This is a genomic window from Corynebacterium sp. Marseille-Q4381, from assembly GCF_036881695.1.
Classification (GTDB): domain Bacteria; phylum Actinomycetota; class Actinomycetes; order Mycobacteriales; family Mycobacteriaceae; genus Corynebacterium.
In genome coordinates, this window is the sequence record NZ_JBAJNR010000006.1 from 1 (window position 1) to 16325 (window position 16325).

A 16325-nucleotide genomic window follows, 5' to 3' on the forward strand; every position below is an offset into this window, starting at 1 on the left:
GGCAGGTTGGGGAGCCGGCGCCAGCTCCTGCCCCCGCGCCGGCTCCCCAACCTGCCCCGGCACCTGCACCCGCACCGCGTGTGGCACCGGCCCCGGCGCCTGCCCCGGCGGCGAAGGCTTACCGCAACTGCACCGCGGTGTGGAACGACCTCGGCCGCCCGATCCGCCGCGGCGAGGCCGGCTACGGTTCGCACCTCGACCGCGACGGTGACGGTATCGGCTGCGAGAAGCGCCCGCGCTAATCGACCAGCGAGGGAAGATCCAATATGAAAAGGCTTGTGCTCGCCGCGTACGCCGGTGCTCTCATACTCACCGCCACCGCGTGCGGCGATATTGAGGACCCTGCCCCCACAACGGGTTTGGCCACGGTGAGCTCGTCTACCTCGTCCGCGAGCGAATCGACGACGACCACGTCGACCACGACAAGCGACGAGGCAGCCCCGGAAACCGTTCCCGATCCTGCGCCTGTCGAAGAACCGGCCCCCGAACCGGATGCGCCTGCACCAGACGAGCGACCTGCTCAACTGATCGCACCAGCGCCAGCGCCCGGCCAGGTTGAAGAACCACCAGCACAGCAGCCCAAGTCCGCGTACTACGGCAGTTGCGATGCGGCTCGGTCCGCGGGTGCGGCTCCGCTCTACGCGGGTGATGCCGGCTACCGCGCCGGCTTGGATCGCGACGGCGACGGCGTCGCCTGCGAGTAGGGGTTAGCGCTGAGGCAGTACCGCGGTGACCGCTGCGCCGAGCCCGAGGATTGCGAGGGCCGGGAGCACGACGTCGAACCAGCGCACCGTGGAGCTCGCTGCGGGCACCGACCCCTGTGAGCTCGCCGCGCGCGCTCCCTCCGAACGCGTACCGCCCCACTTTGGGCTCGCGACGTAGCCGGTGCGCCCCTGGGAGCACATGATGTTGGCGTCGATGGCTGCCATCTGCGCTTGGTAATAGAAGTCCGTGTAGCGATGCATCTCGGATGCATCGGAACGCTGCACCACGGCGAGGAGCGCGGCTGAGGGCTCCGAGTGCGGGTCAAACTGCGCGTCACCAACCATGAATCCGAGGTACCCCAAGTAGAAGAACCCGGGGTCGTCCTGCGTGAACTTCGAAGCAAGAACGTAGATAACCTCGTCCGGCGTCTAGCCAGCGGCAGCGAGGTCGGCTTTGACGGCTACCAGCTCACCCTCGCCGAAGAGTTCCTCAGGCGGCAACGCTGGGTCGAACGCGAATGCAACCGCGTCCAAATCATCGAGTTCAGCGAGCTCCGCAGCTGTCGTCACATCCTCCCGTACGCGGGTCTCGAGCTCGGTGGTGATGTAGCGGTGAGCGACCGCGTAATCGGCGATCTCGCGCGACGAGGCGTCGAGCCAGCAGACACCGCCGTCCATCGGCGTTGCGACGAGCGCCTGCACCGGGGCGGCTGCGGAAACCGCTAAGGCCGTTGCCACCACTGCGGCGTGGAGAGTCCTTCGCATGACCGCAGTATAAAGACGTTTTCCCGTGCACAACGAAAGGCGACCGCGGACACCGCCGCAGTCGCCGTTTTACCTCGTTTGCGTTCGAGTTACTGCTGGAACTGTGCAATCAGCTGATCGATAGTAATCCCCGAGGCGTTCATCGCACCGAGAACCGCGACGATCCCGCCAATCGCCGCCAACAGTCCAAGCAGCACACCCAGCGGGGTGGCAGTCACACTGGAGCCGACCGTCGCCGAGCTGCCGGCGATCGAAGAACCACCGACACTGGAAGACTTCGACGATCCGTCCGACGAGCCCGACGGGGTCGGCGTGACCGTCACGGTCGCCGTCTCCGTCACGGTTTCACCAGGCTTCACCACGGTCGTCGGAGAGACCACCGTGGTCGGTGTTGCCACCGTCGTGGTCGCCCCTGGGGTGGCGGTCACTGTCGTAGTGACGGTCGTGGTGACCGGCGGCACCTCTTCCGGTGCCTCAGCGGTGAAGACGCGCAGGTTGCTGTAGCGGGTTTCGTCGCGGCCATCTACGTTGCCGTTGGAACGAGCGAACCACACGTACTCGTCGCCCTTATCCAGGTCGTTCCAGTCAAACGTCACAGCGCTACCTGCGCGAAGCTCGGCGGAACCGACGGTCTCCGCTGTGCCAAAGGCGGCGATGCCGGAGGTTGCAACGACCTTTTCGTACTGCAGAGGAACCTCGAACGTGAACTCGTCAGACTCAGGTGTGTAACCCAAGTCGCGCACGTCGTTCTTCCACGGCTCAAAGGACTGCAGTCGCGGCGAGTAGGCGTTGCCGGCGAGGATGCCGCTGTCCAGATCCACCTGGTAAAGGCGGGTGTAGAGTGCGTCGCGCGCGCCATCTTCTTCGTACGACTGGTAGTCGGCGACGGTTTCGAACACCTTCGTGCCGTCTTCGCGCTCTGTGAGGCGCTGACGCACACCGTGCAGGTGGCCGGAGAGCACTAGCACCACGTTCGAGTTCGGCTCGACAAGGCGCTCGAAGAGGACGTCACCCTGGGCCATCCAGCGACCGTTGGCCGGGTTGGAACGCTCATCGATTTCGGGCTTGAGGTACTCGTGCGTGCCGAAGACAACGTTGTGGTCCGGGTGCGCCTTGATCACGCCGTCCGCCCACTCGATCTCCTCTTCGGAGGAGTCGTAGCCCATCTGCAGGAACAGCCACTTCGAGCCGTCCTTCTCAAGCGTGAAGTAATTCGACGCCATACCGTCCGGGCCGTGGTCGCCGAACCACGGCTTGTTCTCAAAGCGGGAGACCGGGTAGTACTCGTTGAACATGTCGTTCGAGTTGCCCCACGCGTTGTCGTGGTTACCCGGCAAGATGCCGTACGGCATGTCAGCGTCTTCCAGAATCTTCATGATCTTGGATGCGCGCTCGTTCTCTAGAACTGCTCGGTCCGGCTCCTGGTTGCCACGCAGCCAGTTCTGGATCACGTCGCCAGTGTGGACCGTAGCGATGATGTCGCGAGCGTCGCGGTTGGCGACGAGGAACGCGATCATCTGCGTAAACGAGGTCGGGTTCTGCTCAACCAGGTACTGGGAGTCCGTTACGTGCGCGATAGCGAAGTCGTACTCGCCCGGCGTCTTAAACATCTGGTTGGCTTCGGAACCGCTGTCGGAGAACGGATCTGCCGTACGCTTGCCGTCCTGCACCAAGACGTCCACCTTGCCGTCGCGGTAGTAGTCGGCGGCTGCACCGGAGCCGACAAGAGTGAGTTCTTCGCCCTTTGCCCCCGCTGCCGTACCCACGCGGTCCCACGTACCCGTGGTGTGGTTGAAGAAGTACATCTGCACCTCGTGGCGGTCTCGGGAAGTACCGCTCCACGCGATGGAGATGTCGTTGCCCTCCGGCTTCTCCACGGCCAACTCAAAACGCTGGTACGGGAACGCATGCGTTGCGTCGACCGCCTGGTCCATGTTGCGGACGTCGGCCGCGCGGGTCTCGTTCTCGCCAACCCGCGTTTCAAGGGCCTCACCCTTCGAGGTGCCAATAAAGCCCGCGGAGTTCTCCCAATCGATCTTGGCGGTCTTTGCCCCGAGAGCCGTGGCATCGGCGGCGCTGCCGGCCTTGACGGTCAGCGCGCGGCCGCTGTCGGTCGCGGTGTCCGAGATCTGTGCCGGCGCGAACTCCTGCTTGCGGTCCACCTGAACCGGGTCGAGGGTGCCCTCGAGCGGCTCGGTCACGTCGCGGTACTCAGGCCCCTCGGCGGAACCCGGCGTCGCCTTGTCCGTGAAGAAGTCTGCCCAGTTGTTCCCGGTGGCCTGCACGCGGTGCCATGCGTAGTCGTGCTTCTGCGCTTCCTCAATGGAGGTAAAACGCATGCGGCGGTCGAGCGGCACCGAGGTCTCACCGCTGCACGGGCCTTCCGGAGCGTTGGTGACCTTGCCTACGTCGTCGTAGTAGACAGCGACGCGGTCGAGGAGGGCTCCGGTGGCATCGGTGAGCATTGCACCGTAGCCGTCCTGTTCGAAGAGCTGCTCGGTTTCCAGCGCACCGTCAACCCCAGCCTCAGCTCGAGCCACGGTGAACACGCCGCCGGGAGCGAGCTTGATGCCCTCCGGCACGATTGCCGCGGACTTCGACATGCGGCGGCCGTCAGCGGCGCAGTAGTCAACGCGCAAGCCCGAGAGGTCCTCCTCCGCGTCGCCGCGGTTGATGATCTCCACGTACTGCGCCTTCTGCCCCGTCGCACCGCCTGCCGCGATCTCGTTGATAAGCAGGTTGCCCAGCTTCGGCTCCTGCAGCTCGATCGGGGTAATCTCGGCGGGGTTATGGACGCCCGGGGTGCGCGTCGCGCGCACAAAGTCAGCCTTGTTGTTGTCGGTGTCAGCGACGCGCTGGAACGACTCGTTGGACGGGAAATCGAGGGTGTTCGGCAACGGCTCACCGAGTGAACACGGGGAATCGACGCGGTCGAAGACACCGACGGCGTCGACGATGTCCAAGTTCTGATCAACAAGCATCACGCCGAAGCCGTCGTTCGCGTTGAACGAGGTGCCGTACGTAGCATCGGGACTATCGACGGTGGACGCCGAGCCCTCGCGAGCCGCGAGGAACACCTGGCCCGGCTCGAGCTTGCCCGCAGGCATGTTCAGCTGCAGCATCTCGTTGTACACGCGACCCGTGCCCGTGCAGCGGTAGACCTGCCACCCGGTGACATCCACGGCTTCGGTGCCGAGGTTGGTGATCTCGAAGAAGTTGTCACCCGCGCCACCTTCACCGCCGTTCGCAACCTCCGTGATCTTCACCGAAGAGGGTGCGCGCCGCTCCGAAGGAGCTTCTGCGTTACGACGCCCCGGAGTACGCGGCGCCACAACAAAATCTTCACGCGCGTCACCGGTGATGCCGACACGCTGCCACGACTCCGCGTGCAACCCGTTCAGCGTGCCGGGAAGCGGCGAGCCATTGGCACAGAAGCTGGCGACATCGGGACGCGACGAGCCGATACGATCGACGATCTTGCCGTTCTGGTCGAAGATCATCAGCCCGTACTGCGTAGCGAAGGAGATACCGAACGTGGCATCCTGAACGGCCTTGATGTCGTCTCCGGCCTGACCCGCGCGACCAGCCGTGAAGCGCTGACCCGGCTGCAGCACGACACCGTCGAGCTGCTCGACCGACAGCTGCGGCACCGATGCGCGCACGCCCGTGCCGATGCACCGGTAGACCGACCATCCGGTGAGATCCTGCGGCGCATCGCCGTAGTTTTGCATCTCGAAGAAGATGTCGCCGTTGCCACCCGGGCCGGTGTTGGTCATCTCCGAAATGAGGACGTTCGCCCCACCAGTAGTCGACGGCTCCGAACCAGTCTGTGCTGGTGCTGCCTGCGCGAGCGGCGAAACAACCGCTGTCATCGGCAATGTGATGATGATGCTTGAAGCCACCGCTGCACAGCTACGGATGGCATTCCACTTCCGGCTCATTTGACTCTCTCTGACGTAGGTACGCGCCGCTGCCCCGGCGCTGAACCCGACGCTAGAACCTTGAGAGAAACTCGGGATTAGATTGAGATTAAATGGAAGTAAACTGTTTTTGGACGTCTAACCACTTATATGGGAAGCGCGCGCCCAGATGGTGGGGCCAGCGGGGCTCGAACCCGCGACCAACGGATTATGAGTCCGTAGCTCTAACCGACTGAGCTATAGCCCCTTAAGTCGCAAAACTCTGATTACTATAACCCGTCGCCCATCGAGTGAAGTAATGCGATGCTGTTACTGACGATAACCCAACCGGTAGTGTTAGCCCCATGTACCAATACATCGTCGGAGCTGCTGCAGGATACGTTTTGGGTACGAAGGCGGGCCGCAAGCGTTACCACCAGATCGTCAACGCGACCCAAGCGGTAGCGAACTCACCAGTAACGAAGTCGGTTACCAACTCGGCGCGGCGTGCGATCGCCAACAAGATCGATCCGGAGCCGCGGATGAAAGAGGTTCGCGGCCGGAAACGCGGTGGCGATCAAATTCTCGAACCAGATCAGGACTAATTCGCAACTTCAAACAGCCCCGCCACAATCCCGTCGAGGATGTCCTTCTCGCTAATGATGAAGCTGGAGGCGTTGGCGGCTTGCTCGAAGGCATTAGCTAGCTCCTCGACGACGGTGGAGCCGGAACCGATGACGTCGGCGCGCCCGGGATGCATCACGGGGTTCTCAAGCCGCTGAGCCGCGGTCTTGGAGCGGAGATCCGCCGTCACTTCCCGCATGCGGAGGAACGGGATCTCCGACATGTGGATGCGTTCGGGGTCATACTCAGGCAAACCCTGGGCGAGCGCGGACAGGGTGGTAAACGTGCCCGCGCAGCCGACGAACGTGGTCGCTTGGTTGAATGGAACTACTGTCGCGGCCTCCGCGATGCGCTCGCGGATGTAGGCGCGGGCTTCCTCCGTTTCCTCGCGCGTGGGCGGGTCGGTTCGCATGAAGCGCTCAGTGACGCGCACACACCCCATCTGGGTGGACTTGGCGCGCAGGCCGCCCGGCGTCATCATCACGAACTCCGTGGAACCGCCACCGAGATCAATCACGCAGGCGGGGCCCCGTTCGGGGTCGAGGTCCACCGTCGCGCCAGCGAAGGAAAGCGCAGCCTCTTCCTCCCCGGTGATCACTTCTGCTTGAGCCCCCGGTGTGATGCGGCCGAGGAGCTCGCGTGTCATGGCGAAGAAGTCCTCGCGGTTAGCGGCGTCGCGGGTGGCGGAGGTTGCGACCATGCGCACCTCGGATACGTGTTCGCGCTGCATCTCGTCGACGTACTCGGCAAGCGCCTGGCGGGCGCGCTCGATGGCCTCGAGCGCGAACTGGCCGGTCTCGTCCACACCTTGGCCAAGGCGGACGATGGTGTTGCGGCGCACGACGTCGACGGCCTGTCCGGTGGTGGGGTCGATCTCGGAGATCAGCAGGCGGATGGAGTTGGTGCCACAGTCGACGGCAGCGACGCGGGTTGGCTGGGTGGTCATGCGAGCCCCTCCCCTGCTTCGGTGAGTGTGATGTTGAGATCAGCAAGCGTGGGCCAGTCCGCGGGAATAGCGGTGCCGCGGAGGTTGCCGTGCTCGGCGGCAAGTGCCACGGCTTCGGTGCCGAATCGGACGCGGCCGGGACCTTCGGCAAGTGCGTAGGCGATGAGCACGTGGAGGCACTTCACGCGGTCTGGCATGCCGCCGCCGGAGAAGTCGGTGCCGAGGTCGTGTAGTCCGTTCCGCTTGGCCAGGTAGTGCTCGTGGGCAGCGAGGTAGTCGGCGCGCAGCGCCGCGCCGACTACGGTGTCAGCGTTGAGGCGCGACTCCATCCACTTCATCACCTGCGCGACTTCGAGGCGGGACGCTTCGGCAGTGAGGCGCGGGTCTGTGAGGTAGTAGAGGGTGGGGAACGGGGTGGCGTCGGCAAGCATAGGCTCCGTGAGCACCACCGCCGGCTGACCGTCCGGCGTGCGGTAGGAGACCTCCAGAACGCCGCGGGGTGTGCGGCCGAGCTGGGTCGTGATGGTGTCGAGGTCTTGCTGGGTGACAGGCATGGGCTCGATGTTACTGAGCCGCCGAGTGGCCGGTTGTCTTGAAGGTACCGATATCCACCGCAGTTGCTGCCGGCAGCTGGCTGTCCAGCGCGGCGATCGTGGGCGCGATCTGGGACTGCTCCACGAACAGCACCGGCATCGGGCATACCTTGGCGTTGTTCGAGGTGTCGAAACGCTCGTGGTACAGGTTCACCTGCACGGGCTGCTTGAGCTGGGACGCTGAGCGGCCGCGGACTGCGAACACGATGGCGCGGACGGTGCCCGGAAGCATCGATGCCTCGTAGATGCACGTAGAGACGGCGCCGGAGGCGAAGCAGGTCTTAGGGATGATCACGCCGAGGTCAGTCTGGACGAACTCGAGTTTTTGGTTCCACACCTTCGTGTCCACCATGATGCTGCCGCGGGGGCTGTTGACCAAGTGGTCGATGTTGGCAGAGACGTTGCCGTTCTTGTTGATCTCTAGATCATCGATGAGCAGGAATGAATCATCAAGACCGTCCTGGATGAGCCATGAGGTCTGGATCTCCCCCGCCGCGCCGATGGCCCAGGTCTTGTCCTCACCATCGAACACCGTGCCCGTGGTCTTGCCCGTGTCGATCACCTTCTGGAAATCGTCGTGGACGTGCTGCTTGACCGCCTCGAGCTGCTGGAAGTACTCGGGGTGGGATTCGGCGAGGTCGATGGGGACCCGCTTCGTTTCGCGACGATGCATGAACGTGGAAACTGCGTAGACCACGATTGCCGCGCACGAGAGGAACACAGTCCTAGAAAGCGGGTAGTCATCTGTGATTGACAGGACCACCAACGCACTGATGATCAAGAACGCCGCCCAGCCGCTGTCTGTCGGTGTGACGGCGCTCGAGTTGGGTTCGAAGCGGTACTCGCGCTTGGGTTCCGGCGGCGATAACCGCGCGACAGCGTTGTCCATCGCTTGTTTTACCGCACCACCTGCGGCGGTTCCATACACTTTAGCCATGTGGGAAAACTCTAGCGCCCCGGTGCGGGCGCCTCGTGGCCCGGCGTCAGGGGCTCGGGGATTTCGCGCAGGCTATCCCAGAGGAACTCGCGCCACCCGCGGGTGTCGGGGGCCTCGTCGGTGGTGATGGCGGGGTTTTGCGTCATGCGGGGGTCGATGATGCGCCAGGCTGTTTCGCCCTCTGCGAGCACGCCTAGACGACGCCGCGCTTCCTGCTCCACAAACGTAGGATCCTCGTAGCGCGCGATGTCCGATTCCAAGCTGCGTTTCTGCGCCTCAAGCGCCTCGATCGCGGCGTTGGCGCGGGCGATCTCGCCGCGGCCCTCGTAGTAGTTGCGCAGCGGCACCGCGATTGCGACAAGGACGACCAAAACGACGGCGAGGAGGATGCCGGCAGACTTCAGATCGGCGTTCTGCATCCGCTCCCGGGCGCGTTGACGCCCGCGAGTGCGCGCGGCCTTCTCTTCGCGCCGCTTCTGCTGCGCGCGGTCCCTCGAGGCCACGGGGACCGTCTTCGGGGCGCGGCGCTTGCGTCCGCCAGTTGGTGCGTTTGGGGTCATAGTGATTGTTGAGCTTAGCGCTGTTGTGAGCGGGAAACCGGTTTGACGTGGCCTGGGAGCTAGACCCGGACCTTCAGAACTTGGAGGAAATCGAGCGGGGTGAGCACGGGAACCCCAAAGTGTTGGGCCACATCAGGGATCTTCACCTTTTTCACGCCTTTAGGCGCGGCAACCTCGGCGGTTACAATAGACGCTCCATGTCGTGAGGCTGAAGCGACCAACCAAGAATCAGCGGCACTGTAGAACTGGTCCACGGCATAAGGCCGGTACTGAGGCTGCCGAGTGTTTGCTACCCACCGCGTTACGTCTGTGTAGTGGTCCAGTTCCAACTGATCGACACTCAGAATCTGTTTTTGGTCGACATGGGCGTTGTACCAATGGAGCCGGGGATGAGCCCACCGCTGTAGTTCTTTGTCCACCTCATGGTGAAAGAAAACGCTGGGCACAAACAGCCTATGAACTAGCTGGCTCCATAGTGACGGGAACACTGCATCAGGGTAGAAGTTCTCGAGGTGCCCCAGAAAGTTTGTATCGACTAAGTACACCCACTACACCTCTGCTGGACCCGTTATGCGGCGATCACCATCAGGTCGGTGAAGCTGCCCTGCCATCGGCTTGCGCTTTTCTACGAGCGACTGGAAAGTCTCAAAACTCCGAACGCCTAAGTAGCGCGCCGCTTCCAAGTCTGACACCTGTCCGTCCACGGCAGCCTGGGTGAGTGTGTCAAAGAAGAGTTCACCAACCCTGGATCTCGCTAAGACATGGAACTGGGGCCCGCCTTCTCGGCGTTCCTCACTCTGCCGCACCACCCCGAGAATCTTCCGCGCCGCATCCTCTTGCTCAGCGCGGCTAACAAGCTCGAGTTCTCGAAGCCTCAACAGTGAGGCTTCGCGGCTCAAACCGAAACGCCGAGCGACGGTATTGACTGCCTCCAGCACGTCACCCGGCTCGAAAGTGCTGCGCACCGCATCCACCGGAGCTATAAATTCCGCTCCGAAAGAGTTGCACCATCTCTCCAACTCCTGGTGCTCAGAGTGGTCAGAGAGCCCGGGTTTGCCGCGAACCACGTGCCCAAGCTCGTGAGCAAGACTAAAAAGTTGCGCCGATTTTGCGTCATTAGTGTTAACAAAGACGAGCGCAAACCCATCGTCTTCAATAGTGAAGCCTCGAAACTCAGTGACGCTGAGAGCGCGCCGGTTGGCGTTACCGACCACCGAGTTTCGCGAGACAAGGAGACCTGTCTCCTCCATCGCGCGCGTCAGCGTCAGCACCTTGTCGTTGCCCGGTATCGGTTCGTTTGTCTCGAAACCGAGTAACTCTCGTGTCACAATCGCTGCGGTTCGCGGACTGGTTTCATTGGAGACTGAGCCGATAATGCTTGGCGCCTCGACCCCGTTAGATTCGGCGTGGTCCGAGTACCAGGCAAGCCGATTCTGCGCTGCGAAGAATACTTCCTGGAGGTCCGGACTCATTTCGCCCACAGCAGCACTACGCACCGTCCGGAAATCGGCAACGTTCTGATCCCCACTTGAAGGCGCCTCTAGGAGTAAACGGCCGAACGGAATACGGGCCTTGTCAGCAAGCTTTCGAGCTTGCGCCAGCGTTGGTTTCGCTTCTTGGGCAATCCACTTATCCAGTTTGGGGAACTGCGCGTGAAGGTCGTCGCCGTCCATACCAGTACGGCGGATAGCCCATTCCAGCACGGCGGGCGCGATGGTGACCTCTACAGGTGTCATCGCCGCTCCTTCCGTTTAGCAATACCGTCTACGCAGTATAAAGGCGGGATCCACATTCACGTGGATCCCGGTCTAGCGGCGCCTACTTGAAGCGCGGGAACGCAGCGCGGCCGGCGTAGGCTGCGGCGGTGCCCAGCTGCTGCTCGATGTCCAGCAGGCGGTTGTACTTGGCCACGCGCTCGGAACGGGCCGGCGCACCCGTCTTGATCTGGCCGCAGCCAAGGGCGACCGCGAGGTCGGCGATCGTGGTGTCCTCGGTCTCGCCGGAGCGGTGGGACATCATCGTGCGGTAGCCGTTGCGGTGGGCGAGCTCGACAGCGTCGAAGGTTTCGGTGAGGGTGCCGATCTGGTTCACCTTCACCAAAAGCGCGTTCGCCGCCTTCTCCTCGATGCCGCGGGCCAGGCGGGTCGGGTTGGTGACAAAGAAGTCGTCGCCGACGAGCTGCACCTTGTTGCCCAGCTCGGCGGTCAGCGAGGTGTAGCCCGCCCAGTCGTTCTCGTCCAGCGGGTCCTCGATGGAGACGATCGGGTAGTTGTCCACCAAGTCGGCGTACACCTTGGCCATCTCGTCGGCGGTGTGCTCACCGCGCTCGAAGTTGTAGACACCATTCTCGAAGAACTCGGACGATGCGACGTCGAGCGCGAGGGCGATGTCGTCGCCGAGCGTGTAGCCAGCCTTCTCCACGGCCTCGGCGATGAGGTCGAGGGCGGCCTTGGTGGAGTCGACGGCGGGGGCGAAACCGCCTTCGTCGCCAAGCGCGGTGGAAAGCCCCTTGCCCTTGATCACGGACTTCAGGGAGTGGTACACCTCTGCACCCATGCGCAGGGCCTCGGCGAAGGTGGGTGCGCCGATCGGGGCGATCATGAACTCCTGAACGTCGACGCCGGAGTCAGCGTGCGCGCCACCGTTGACGATGTTCATCATCGGCACCGGCAGGACGTGGGCGTTCGGGCCGCCAACGTAGCGGTAGAGCGGGAGGTTCGCGGCCTCGGCGGCTGCGCGGGCGTTGGCCATAGAAACACCCAGGATGGCGTTTGCGCCGAGGTTCTTCTTGTTGTCGGAGCCGTCGAGCTCAATCATGGTCTGGTCCAGCAGGCGCTGGTCGTCGGCCTCGATGCCGGCGACCGCGTCGTTGATGGCCTCGTTGATGTTTTCCACGGCCTTGAGTACGCCCTTGCCGCCGTAGCGCTCGTCGCCGTCGCGGAGCTCGTGCGCCTCGTGCTCACCGGTGGATGCGCCGGACGGGACGGCTGCGGTGCCGCGGGAGCCGTCGTCAAGAAACACCGATGCCTCGACGGTGGGGTTGCCGCGGGAGTCGAGGATCTCGCGCCCGAAAACGTGGATGATGTCAGCCATGCTGGTTCAACTCCTTGAATGGTGCTATTTCGTTCCAGCACCCAATTGTTGCAGAAACTACCTGTGCGCGGGCTGGTTAAGCGCGTAATTCGCTGCTGCGTCGCGGACCTTGGCCACGTAGTCGTTCGAGTGGTTGTACGCGAAGATGGCGTCGCGCCAGCCGTCTTGGGTTGCCAGATCGCGTCCTCCTGCGCAGAGGAGGTTGGCGGCGGACAGCGCTGCGTCGTCAATCTGCTGCGGGTTGGGCGTGCCGTCGCCGTCTGCGTCGCGCCCGAAGCGCGCCCACGATTCGGGGATGAACTGCATCGGGCCAACCGCGCGGTCGAACTCCGTGTCCCCGTCGAGGAGGCCGCCGTCGGTGTCTTGAATCAGCGCGAAGTTGCCCGTGCCGTCGAGCGCGGGGCCGATGATCGGGGGTTCGGGAATGCCGGCGTCGTTCAGGCGGGCGGGGTCGAAACTGCGGCCCGTGTAGGTGCCGTGGCGAGTCTCCACCCAGCCGATGCCGGCGATAGTGTTCCAACGGATGTTGCAGGCGGGCCAAGCCTCGCGCGCGATGAGTTCGGCGTTGGCGTAGGCACGAAGTGCCTGCGGGTTGATGCGGGTTGCTTCGGCGATGGGCGCCGCCCACTCGGCGAGCTCGTTGGCGGTGCGGCCCGGCGCGTGGACGTCAATCCGAGGCGGCGTCTCCGCCGCGTCCGGAGGCATGTGCGTGGGCACGGGGGCGCGCTGCTGACCGGGGGCGGGGGTGTCGGTGATTGAGGCGAGCCACGACACAAGCGCGACAACGAGGACGATCGCCAGCGTCACCGCGATCAGGCCGACGCATCCGCAGCCTTTCGCGACTCGGGAAGCGCGTCGAGTTGTCATGGCGGGAGATTGTACTTGGCGGGGATTAAGGCGGGCGAAGTGCTAGCGGGCGGAAGGCTTTCACTTTCACCACTTGCGTCACTTCAGTAACATGTATAGTCCTTATTTATGCGAAAACTCACTGCTTCCCTCGCCTCCGCCGCCGTCGCGTTCGCAGCTCTGACCTCGTTTGCCCCCGCCCACGCCGTCCCGACGAACAACGCCCCTGCCCCAAGCGCCGTCGAGCTGGTCCGCCTGCTCAACGGCGAGATCGCGACCGCCGACTGCGGCCGCCTCGGCACCACCCTGCGCGTCACCGGCATGGCCAACCGCGAGACCACCCGCTCCCAGCTGGTGGCGAACGTCAACAACGCCGTAGGCCAGAACGCGCCGCTGCGCCTCGTTGCGGCACCCACCGTCAACGCGCTTGGCGACCGCGCCGTCGAGTGCGGCGTGGTCAAACCGGACCCGGCCACCCCGATGACCCAGTTCCTCCAAATGAGCTCGAAGCTCTCCTCTGACGCGGGTCTGCCGGATCTGCGCACGATCGCTCCGACACTGGCGGGCTAGTTCTTCTGTAGAACTTCCGCTTCCCGTCCCTTGCCCTCGGTCCAGTAGCGGTCCTGGGTGGTGACGTCGACGGTGCCAACGGAGCCGTCGAAAAGGTAAGGCGAACGCGACTGCATCTTGGTCACGAACGAGTGCGCCACATCCGCAAAGGTGAATGCGCGCGCTCGGCGGAAACTTCGACGTGGAAGAGGACTTGCAGGAGGACATCGGCAGGCTCTTTCTTCAGTTCCTCATCGCCCGCATGCTCCTCGATTGCCTCGGCGACCTCCGCTGCTTCCTCCTTCGAGTACGGCAAGAGGCGCTCGCGCGTTACGGATTGCTCCCACCCCCTGCGTGTGCGCGGTGTGCGTCACCGCAACCGCACAGGCGACGGGATCGTCCAAGGCGGGGACCGACAGCGACTGGTCCGCCGAGAAGTACGGCAACTACCTCGCGCGCCTGCGAAAAGCCCGCGACACCCACGACGCGACGCTGGCGTTAGACGGCGTTGAGTATGACGCGCGCGAGTTCGCGGACAAGTAATACCGCCCATCCACGGTGCCGATGAATAGGACTATCGGGGTTGCTCGTAAACCCAGGTACCGCCTATCGATATAACGCGAGAATCATTTCGGTCAGTTGTCGATAAATTTCGTACTCGCAGCATCATTTAACGACGTACATCACTTAACCGCAGCCAACTGCCCTGCTGTCCAACCGCGTGTGGTGGTGCTTCCATTCTTCTCAACCCTTGTCATTCTATGGGAGTTTAAGGGCGTGAACCCTTACTCGAGCGTTTTGGTCAGCTCATCAACACCGGCCGAAGCTCGAGATTCAACAGCACTCCAACATTCCCCGTACTACGTTGCAACACTGGATTTGGCTATCAGCAAATGTGAGACTTTAAGATCTGCCTGGGCCAACTTTTGAGAGCTGCGCCCGAGTCCAATGTTCCGAGGTTTAGCACGGCCCGAAAGATTTTCAACTTCCTCCCGCGTGAACCTCATTCTCCCAAGTCACTTTTGGACCGCGTCAGCAACCATCACCTCGAACTTTCCGAGTGATGGCCTAAAATAGTCATTCACATTGCAACCGCAGCCGAGCCGAGGTAGTAGATGAACGAAACAAGTCGCGAAATCATTGTCACGATGAAAAATCAGCCATGGCCAGAGCCTCATGGGTGGTTCACAATCGCAATGCCGCGCGTTTCCGCTCAGTCAATCATGGAAAACGGGTGGAGGTTCTCAAAGAAGCCGACCATCAAGGTGCAGCAAGGCATGGACTGGCTGAGCCCGGGGAAAGAAGATCGCAGTTGGGGCTTCCACTTACACACATGGGAAATGATGGATGCTGTCCTAGGAGAGTTTGCGACGACGCGCGACGAAGCGCTATTGAATTGGATGCTGGACATTGCCGATGATTGGGCCCAGTTTGAGAAATCTGACTCTACTGATGGATCCATGATTTGGTATGACATGTCTCTTAGCTTGCGCATGGCCCGCCTAGCTCGGTTGATGATCTACGCATCCCATCTAGGCTTGGATCGTCGCGTTGAAGCACTACTACCCGCGGCTGAACGTCATATTGAAGAGATGTTCAAACCCGAAGCATTTAACTCGGGCAACAACCACGGGTTCTACGCCGCAGCTTCTTCGCTCGATTGGGCCCGACTATTACCTCAGTTTCCTCGAAGCTCCGAACTTGCGGCCCTCGGGGAAGAGAGGCTGAAAGACATCGCATCGCGGCAGTTCGCTCCCGACGGTGGGCACCAAGAGCATTCCCCTGGTTACCACCGGATGCTTTTGAAGTCTTTCGAAACCGGCTTGAACGACGGGATAATCGAAGACCCCACCGTCCAAGCGACGGTCGAGAATGCCACGGATGTTCTCGGCTGGTGGATCCAGCCTGATGGCTATTTCGTCCAGTTCGGTGACACCGACCATCAGTCAGCCGATCAAATGAAGTTAAGCTCGTCGAACGAACAAAGCCAGTTCATTATCACAAACGGACACGAGGGAAAGCCAAGCAGCGAAGAACTGCGCGTACTTCCAGACGCTGGTTACGCAATGATCCGATCTCCTCAACCGGCAGGACCAGACGAGCGGATAAACAGTAGCTACCTCGCACTACAGGCCGCATTCCACTCACGTGCCCACAAACACGCGGATGACCTGACTTTTGTCTGGTTTGACCGAGGAGTGGAAATCTTGGTTGACTCCGGTCGTTTTGGGTACGTCGATCTTCTACCGGCCGATTCACCGGACCGGCTTAAAGGGTTCTACTACGCAGCGCCGGAGCGCCAGTATGTTGAATCGACGGTTGCCCACAATACGGTGTCCGTCAATGGTGAAGATATCGAACGACGATTCCGCACCCCCTACGGCTCCGCGCTGAAATCGTGGTCCCATGAAAATGGTATTTTTCGCATTGAAGCTGAGGCGGACTGCAAGACATATACACACCACCGAGTAATCACTTTGAGCCCCCGACAGTTTCTGATCGTCGAGGATTCGCTCAGCGGTCTCGCTCCTGGAGACGAAGCAATCGCCTGGTTTAACCTTAACGGCGAGGCACAACGTGTGGCCGGCCAAGACAATGAGCTTCAGTTCTTACTTCCAGGACAAGCTGGCTATCTTACGGTTGAAGGTGACCAGGAAGTGGTTACCCCCGTTAGAGGCCAGCAAGAGCCCCTCCGAGGATGGAGAGCTAAGCGAGAGCGCAGTTTTGAACCGATCTGGAACCTCGGTTTTAAACTCGATGCCTCAAATCCAGCTCTGAGAACCGAATGGAAGCTCAGCAAATAAGACTG

The 16325-nt window shown here is 62.2% G+C and carries 19 protein-coding genes and 1 tRNA gene; 6 read left to right on the forward strand and 14 right to left on the reverse strand.

What is annotated here, in order from left to right; translation table 11 throughout:
* The coding region (locus V6D40_RS06080) for an excalibur calcium-binding domain-containing protein (protein WP_334289472.1) at positions 1–242 on the forward strand (242 nt) is incomplete at its 5' end.
* A 24-nt stretch (positions 243–266) separates the two neighbouring features.
* Positions 267–704: an excalibur calcium-binding domain-containing protein gene (locus V6D40_RS06085; RefSeq protein ID WP_334289473.1), complete on the forward strand. Its 438-nt coding sequence runs from the start codon at positions 267–269 to the stop codon at positions 702–704.
* A 3-nt stretch (positions 705–707) separates the two neighbouring features.
* On the opposite strand, the gene V6D40_RS06090 is transcribed toward V6D40_RS06085, so the two are convergent.
* From V6D40_RS06090 to V6D40_RS06105, 4 genes are all read right to left on the reverse strand, one after another.
* Complete coding sequence (locus V6D40_RS06090; protein ID WP_334289474.1) at positions 708–1049, reverse strand: hypothetical protein; 342 nt, start codon at positions 1047–1049, stop codon at positions 708–710.
* 84 nt (positions 1050–1133) lie between these two features.
* Positions 1134–1469, reverse strand: coding sequence for a hypothetical protein (locus tag V6D40_RS06095; RefSeq protein ID WP_334289475.1), 336 nt, complete (start codon positions 1467–1469; stop codon positions 1134–1136).
* Between the two features lie 89 nt (positions 1470–1558).
* Positions 1559–5341 (reverse strand): lamin tail domain-containing protein, encoded by a 3783-nt coding sequence (locus V6D40_RS06100; protein WP_334289476.1) that lies wholly within the window; start codon positions 5339–5341, stop codon positions 1559–1561.
* Between the two features lie 218 nt (positions 5342–5559).
* Positions 5560–5636 (reverse strand) — tRNA-Ile (locus V6D40_RS06105).
* A gap of 97 nt (positions 5637–5733) precedes the next feature.
* On the opposite strand from V6D40_RS06105, the gene V6D40_RS06110 reads away from it, so the two are divergent.
* Entirely contained in the window at positions 5734–5973 is a 240-nt protein-coding gene (locus tag V6D40_RS06110; protein WP_334289477.1) for a hypothetical protein, read from the forward strand.
* On the opposite strand, the gene V6D40_RS06115 is transcribed toward V6D40_RS06110, so the two are convergent.
* The 8 genes from V6D40_RS06115 to V6D40_RS06150 all read right to left on the reverse strand — a co-directional run bounded on the left by V6D40_RS06115 (position 5970) and on the right by V6D40_RS06150 (position 12988).
* A complete protein-coding gene (locus V6D40_RS06115; RefSeq protein ID WP_334289478.1) occupies positions 5970–6938 on the reverse strand; it encodes a Ppx/GppA phosphatase family protein in 969 nt (322 codons plus the stop codon). The two genes, V6D40_RS06110 and V6D40_RS06115, sit on opposite strands and share 4 nt — an antisense overlap.
* Positions 6935–7492 carry a DUF501 domain-containing protein gene (locus V6D40_RS06120; protein WP_334289479.1) on the reverse strand — a complete coding sequence of 186 codons (558 nt, stop codon included), beginning with the start codon at positions 7490–7492 and terminating at the stop codon, positions 6935–6937. The genes V6D40_RS06115 and V6D40_RS06120 overlap by 4 nt, the downstream gene beginning before the upstream one ends.
* Before the next feature lie 10 nt (positions 7493–7502).
* A complete protein-coding gene (locus tag V6D40_RS06125) occupies positions 7503–8468 on the reverse strand; it encodes a nuclease-related domain-containing protein (protein WP_334289480.1) in 966 nt (321 codons plus the stop codon).
* Positions 8469–8479: 11 nt separating this feature from the next.
* Positions 8480–9028, reverse strand: a complete 549-nt coding sequence (locus tag V6D40_RS06130) for a septum formation initiator family protein (RefSeq protein WP_334289481.1) — start codon at positions 9026–9028, stop codon at positions 8480–8482.
* Between the two features lie 59 nt (positions 9029–9087).
* Positions 9088–9573 (reverse strand): DUF4411 family protein, encoded by a 486-nt coding sequence (locus tag V6D40_RS06135; RefSeq protein WP_334289482.1) that lies wholly within the window; start codon positions 9571–9573, stop codon positions 9088–9090.
* Between the two features lie 3 nt (positions 9574–9576).
* Entirely contained in the window at positions 9577–10764 is a 1188-nt protein-coding gene (locus V6D40_RS06140; protein ID WP_334289483.1) for an ImmA/IrrE family metallo-endopeptidase, read from the reverse strand.
* A gap of 82 nt (positions 10765–10846) precedes the next feature.
* Complete coding sequence (gene eno, locus V6D40_RS06145; RefSeq protein WP_334289484.1) at positions 10847–12121, reverse strand: phosphopyruvate hydratase; 1275 nt, start codon at positions 12119–12121, stop codon at positions 10847–10849.
* Positions 12122–12178: 57 nt separating this feature from the next.
* Positions 12179–12988: a lytic transglycosylase domain-containing protein gene (locus V6D40_RS06150; protein ID WP_334289485.1), complete on the reverse strand. Its 810-nt coding sequence runs from the start codon at positions 12986–12988 to the stop codon at positions 12179–12181.
* 108 nt (positions 12989–13096) lie between these two features.
* Here V6D40_RS06150 and V6D40_RS06155 point away from each other — a divergent pair, with 108 nt between their 5' ends.
* Entirely contained in the window at positions 13097–13537 is a 441-nt protein-coding gene (locus V6D40_RS06155; protein WP_334289486.1) for a hypothetical protein, read from the forward strand.
* Here V6D40_RS06155 and V6D40_RS06160 read toward each other — a convergent pair.
* Together V6D40_RS06160 and V6D40_RS06165 are read right to left on the reverse strand one after the other, a co-directional pair.
* Positions 13534–13677 carry a hypothetical protein gene (locus V6D40_RS06160; protein WP_334289487.1) on the reverse strand — a complete coding sequence of 48 codons (144 nt, stop codon included), beginning with the start codon at positions 13675–13677 and terminating at the stop codon, positions 13534–13536. The two genes, V6D40_RS06155 and V6D40_RS06160, sit on opposite strands and share 4 nt — an antisense overlap.
* Positions 13659–13832 (reverse strand): MazG nucleotide pyrophosphohydrolase domain-containing protein, encoded by a 174-nt coding sequence (locus V6D40_RS06165; protein ID WP_334289488.1) that lies wholly within the window; start codon positions 13830–13832, stop codon positions 13659–13661. Before V6D40_RS06165 ends, V6D40_RS06160 begins: the two co-directional genes overlap by 19 nt.
* 47 nt (positions 13833–13879) lie before the next feature.
* On the opposite strand from V6D40_RS06165, the gene V6D40_RS06170 reads away from it, so the two are divergent.
* Both V6D40_RS06170 and V6D40_RS06175 read left to right on the forward strand, forming a co-directional pair.
* Positions 13880–14059, forward strand: coding sequence for a hypothetical protein (locus V6D40_RS06170; RefSeq protein WP_334289489.1), 180 nt, complete (start codon positions 13880–13882; stop codon positions 14057–14059).
* A gap of 572 nt (positions 14060–14631) precedes the next feature.
* On the forward strand, positions 14632–16320 hold the full coding sequence (locus V6D40_RS06175) for a heparinase II/III family protein (protein WP_334289490.1): 1689 nt from the start codon (positions 14632–14634) through the stop codon (positions 16318–16320).
* Positions 16321–16325: the final 5 nt, after the last annotated feature.

Excerpts from the sequence above, each read along its gene's own strand:
- V6D40_RS06085 (WP_334289473.1), top strand. The coding sequence starts at position 267 with ATGAAAAGGCTTGTGCTCGCCGCGTACGCCGGTGCTCTCATACTCACC.
- V6D40_RS06090 (WP_334289474.1), bottom strand. The coding sequence starts at position 1,049 with ATGGTTGGTGACGCGCAGTTTGACCCGCACTCGGAGCCCTCAGCCGCG.
- V6D40_RS06095 (WP_334289475.1), bottom strand. The coding sequence starts at position 1,469 with ATGCGAAGGACTCTCCACGCCGCAGTGGTGGCAACGGCCTTAGCGGTT.
- V6D40_RS06100 (WP_334289476.1), bottom strand. The coding sequence starts at position 5,341 with ATGACAGCGGTTGTTTCGCCGCTCGCGCAGGCAGCACCAGCACAGACT.
- V6D40_RS06110 (WP_334289477.1), top strand. The coding sequence starts at position 5,734 with ATGTACCAATACATCGTCGGAGCTGCTGCAGGATACGTTTTGGGTACG.
- V6D40_RS06115 (WP_334289478.1), bottom strand. The coding sequence starts at position 6,938 with ATGACCACCCAGCCAACCCGCGTCGCTGCCGTCGACTGTGGCACCAAC.
- V6D40_RS06120 (WP_334289479.1), bottom strand. The coding sequence starts at position 7,492 with ATGCCTGTCACCCAGCAAGACCTCGACACCATCACGACCCAGCTCGGC.
- V6D40_RS06125 (WP_334289480.1), bottom strand. The coding sequence starts at position 8,468 with ATGGCTAAAGTGTATGGAACCGCCGCAGGTGGTGCGGTAAAACAAGCG.
- V6D40_RS06130 (WP_334289481.1), bottom strand. The coding sequence starts at position 9,028 with ATGACCCCAAACGCACCAACTGGCGGACGCAAGCGCCGCGCCCCGAAG.
- V6D40_RS06140 (WP_334289483.1), bottom strand. The coding sequence starts at position 10,764 with ATGACACCTGTAGAGGTCACCATCGCGCCCGCCGTGCTGGAATGGGCT.
- eno (WP_334289484.1), bottom strand. The coding sequence starts at position 12,121 with ATGGCTGACATCATCCACGTTTTCGGGCGCGAGATCCTCGACTCCCGC.
- V6D40_RS06150 (WP_334289485.1), bottom strand. The coding sequence starts at position 12,988 with ATGACAACTCGACGCGCTTCCCGAGTCGCGAAAGGCTGCGGATGCGTC.
- V6D40_RS06155 (WP_334289486.1), top strand. The coding sequence starts at position 13,097 with ATGCGAAAACTCACTGCTTCCCTCGCCTCCGCCGCCGTCGCGTTCGCA.
- V6D40_RS06175 (WP_334289490.1), top strand. The coding sequence starts at position 14,632 with ATGAACGAAACAAGTCGCGAAATCATTGTCACGATGAAAAATCAGCCA.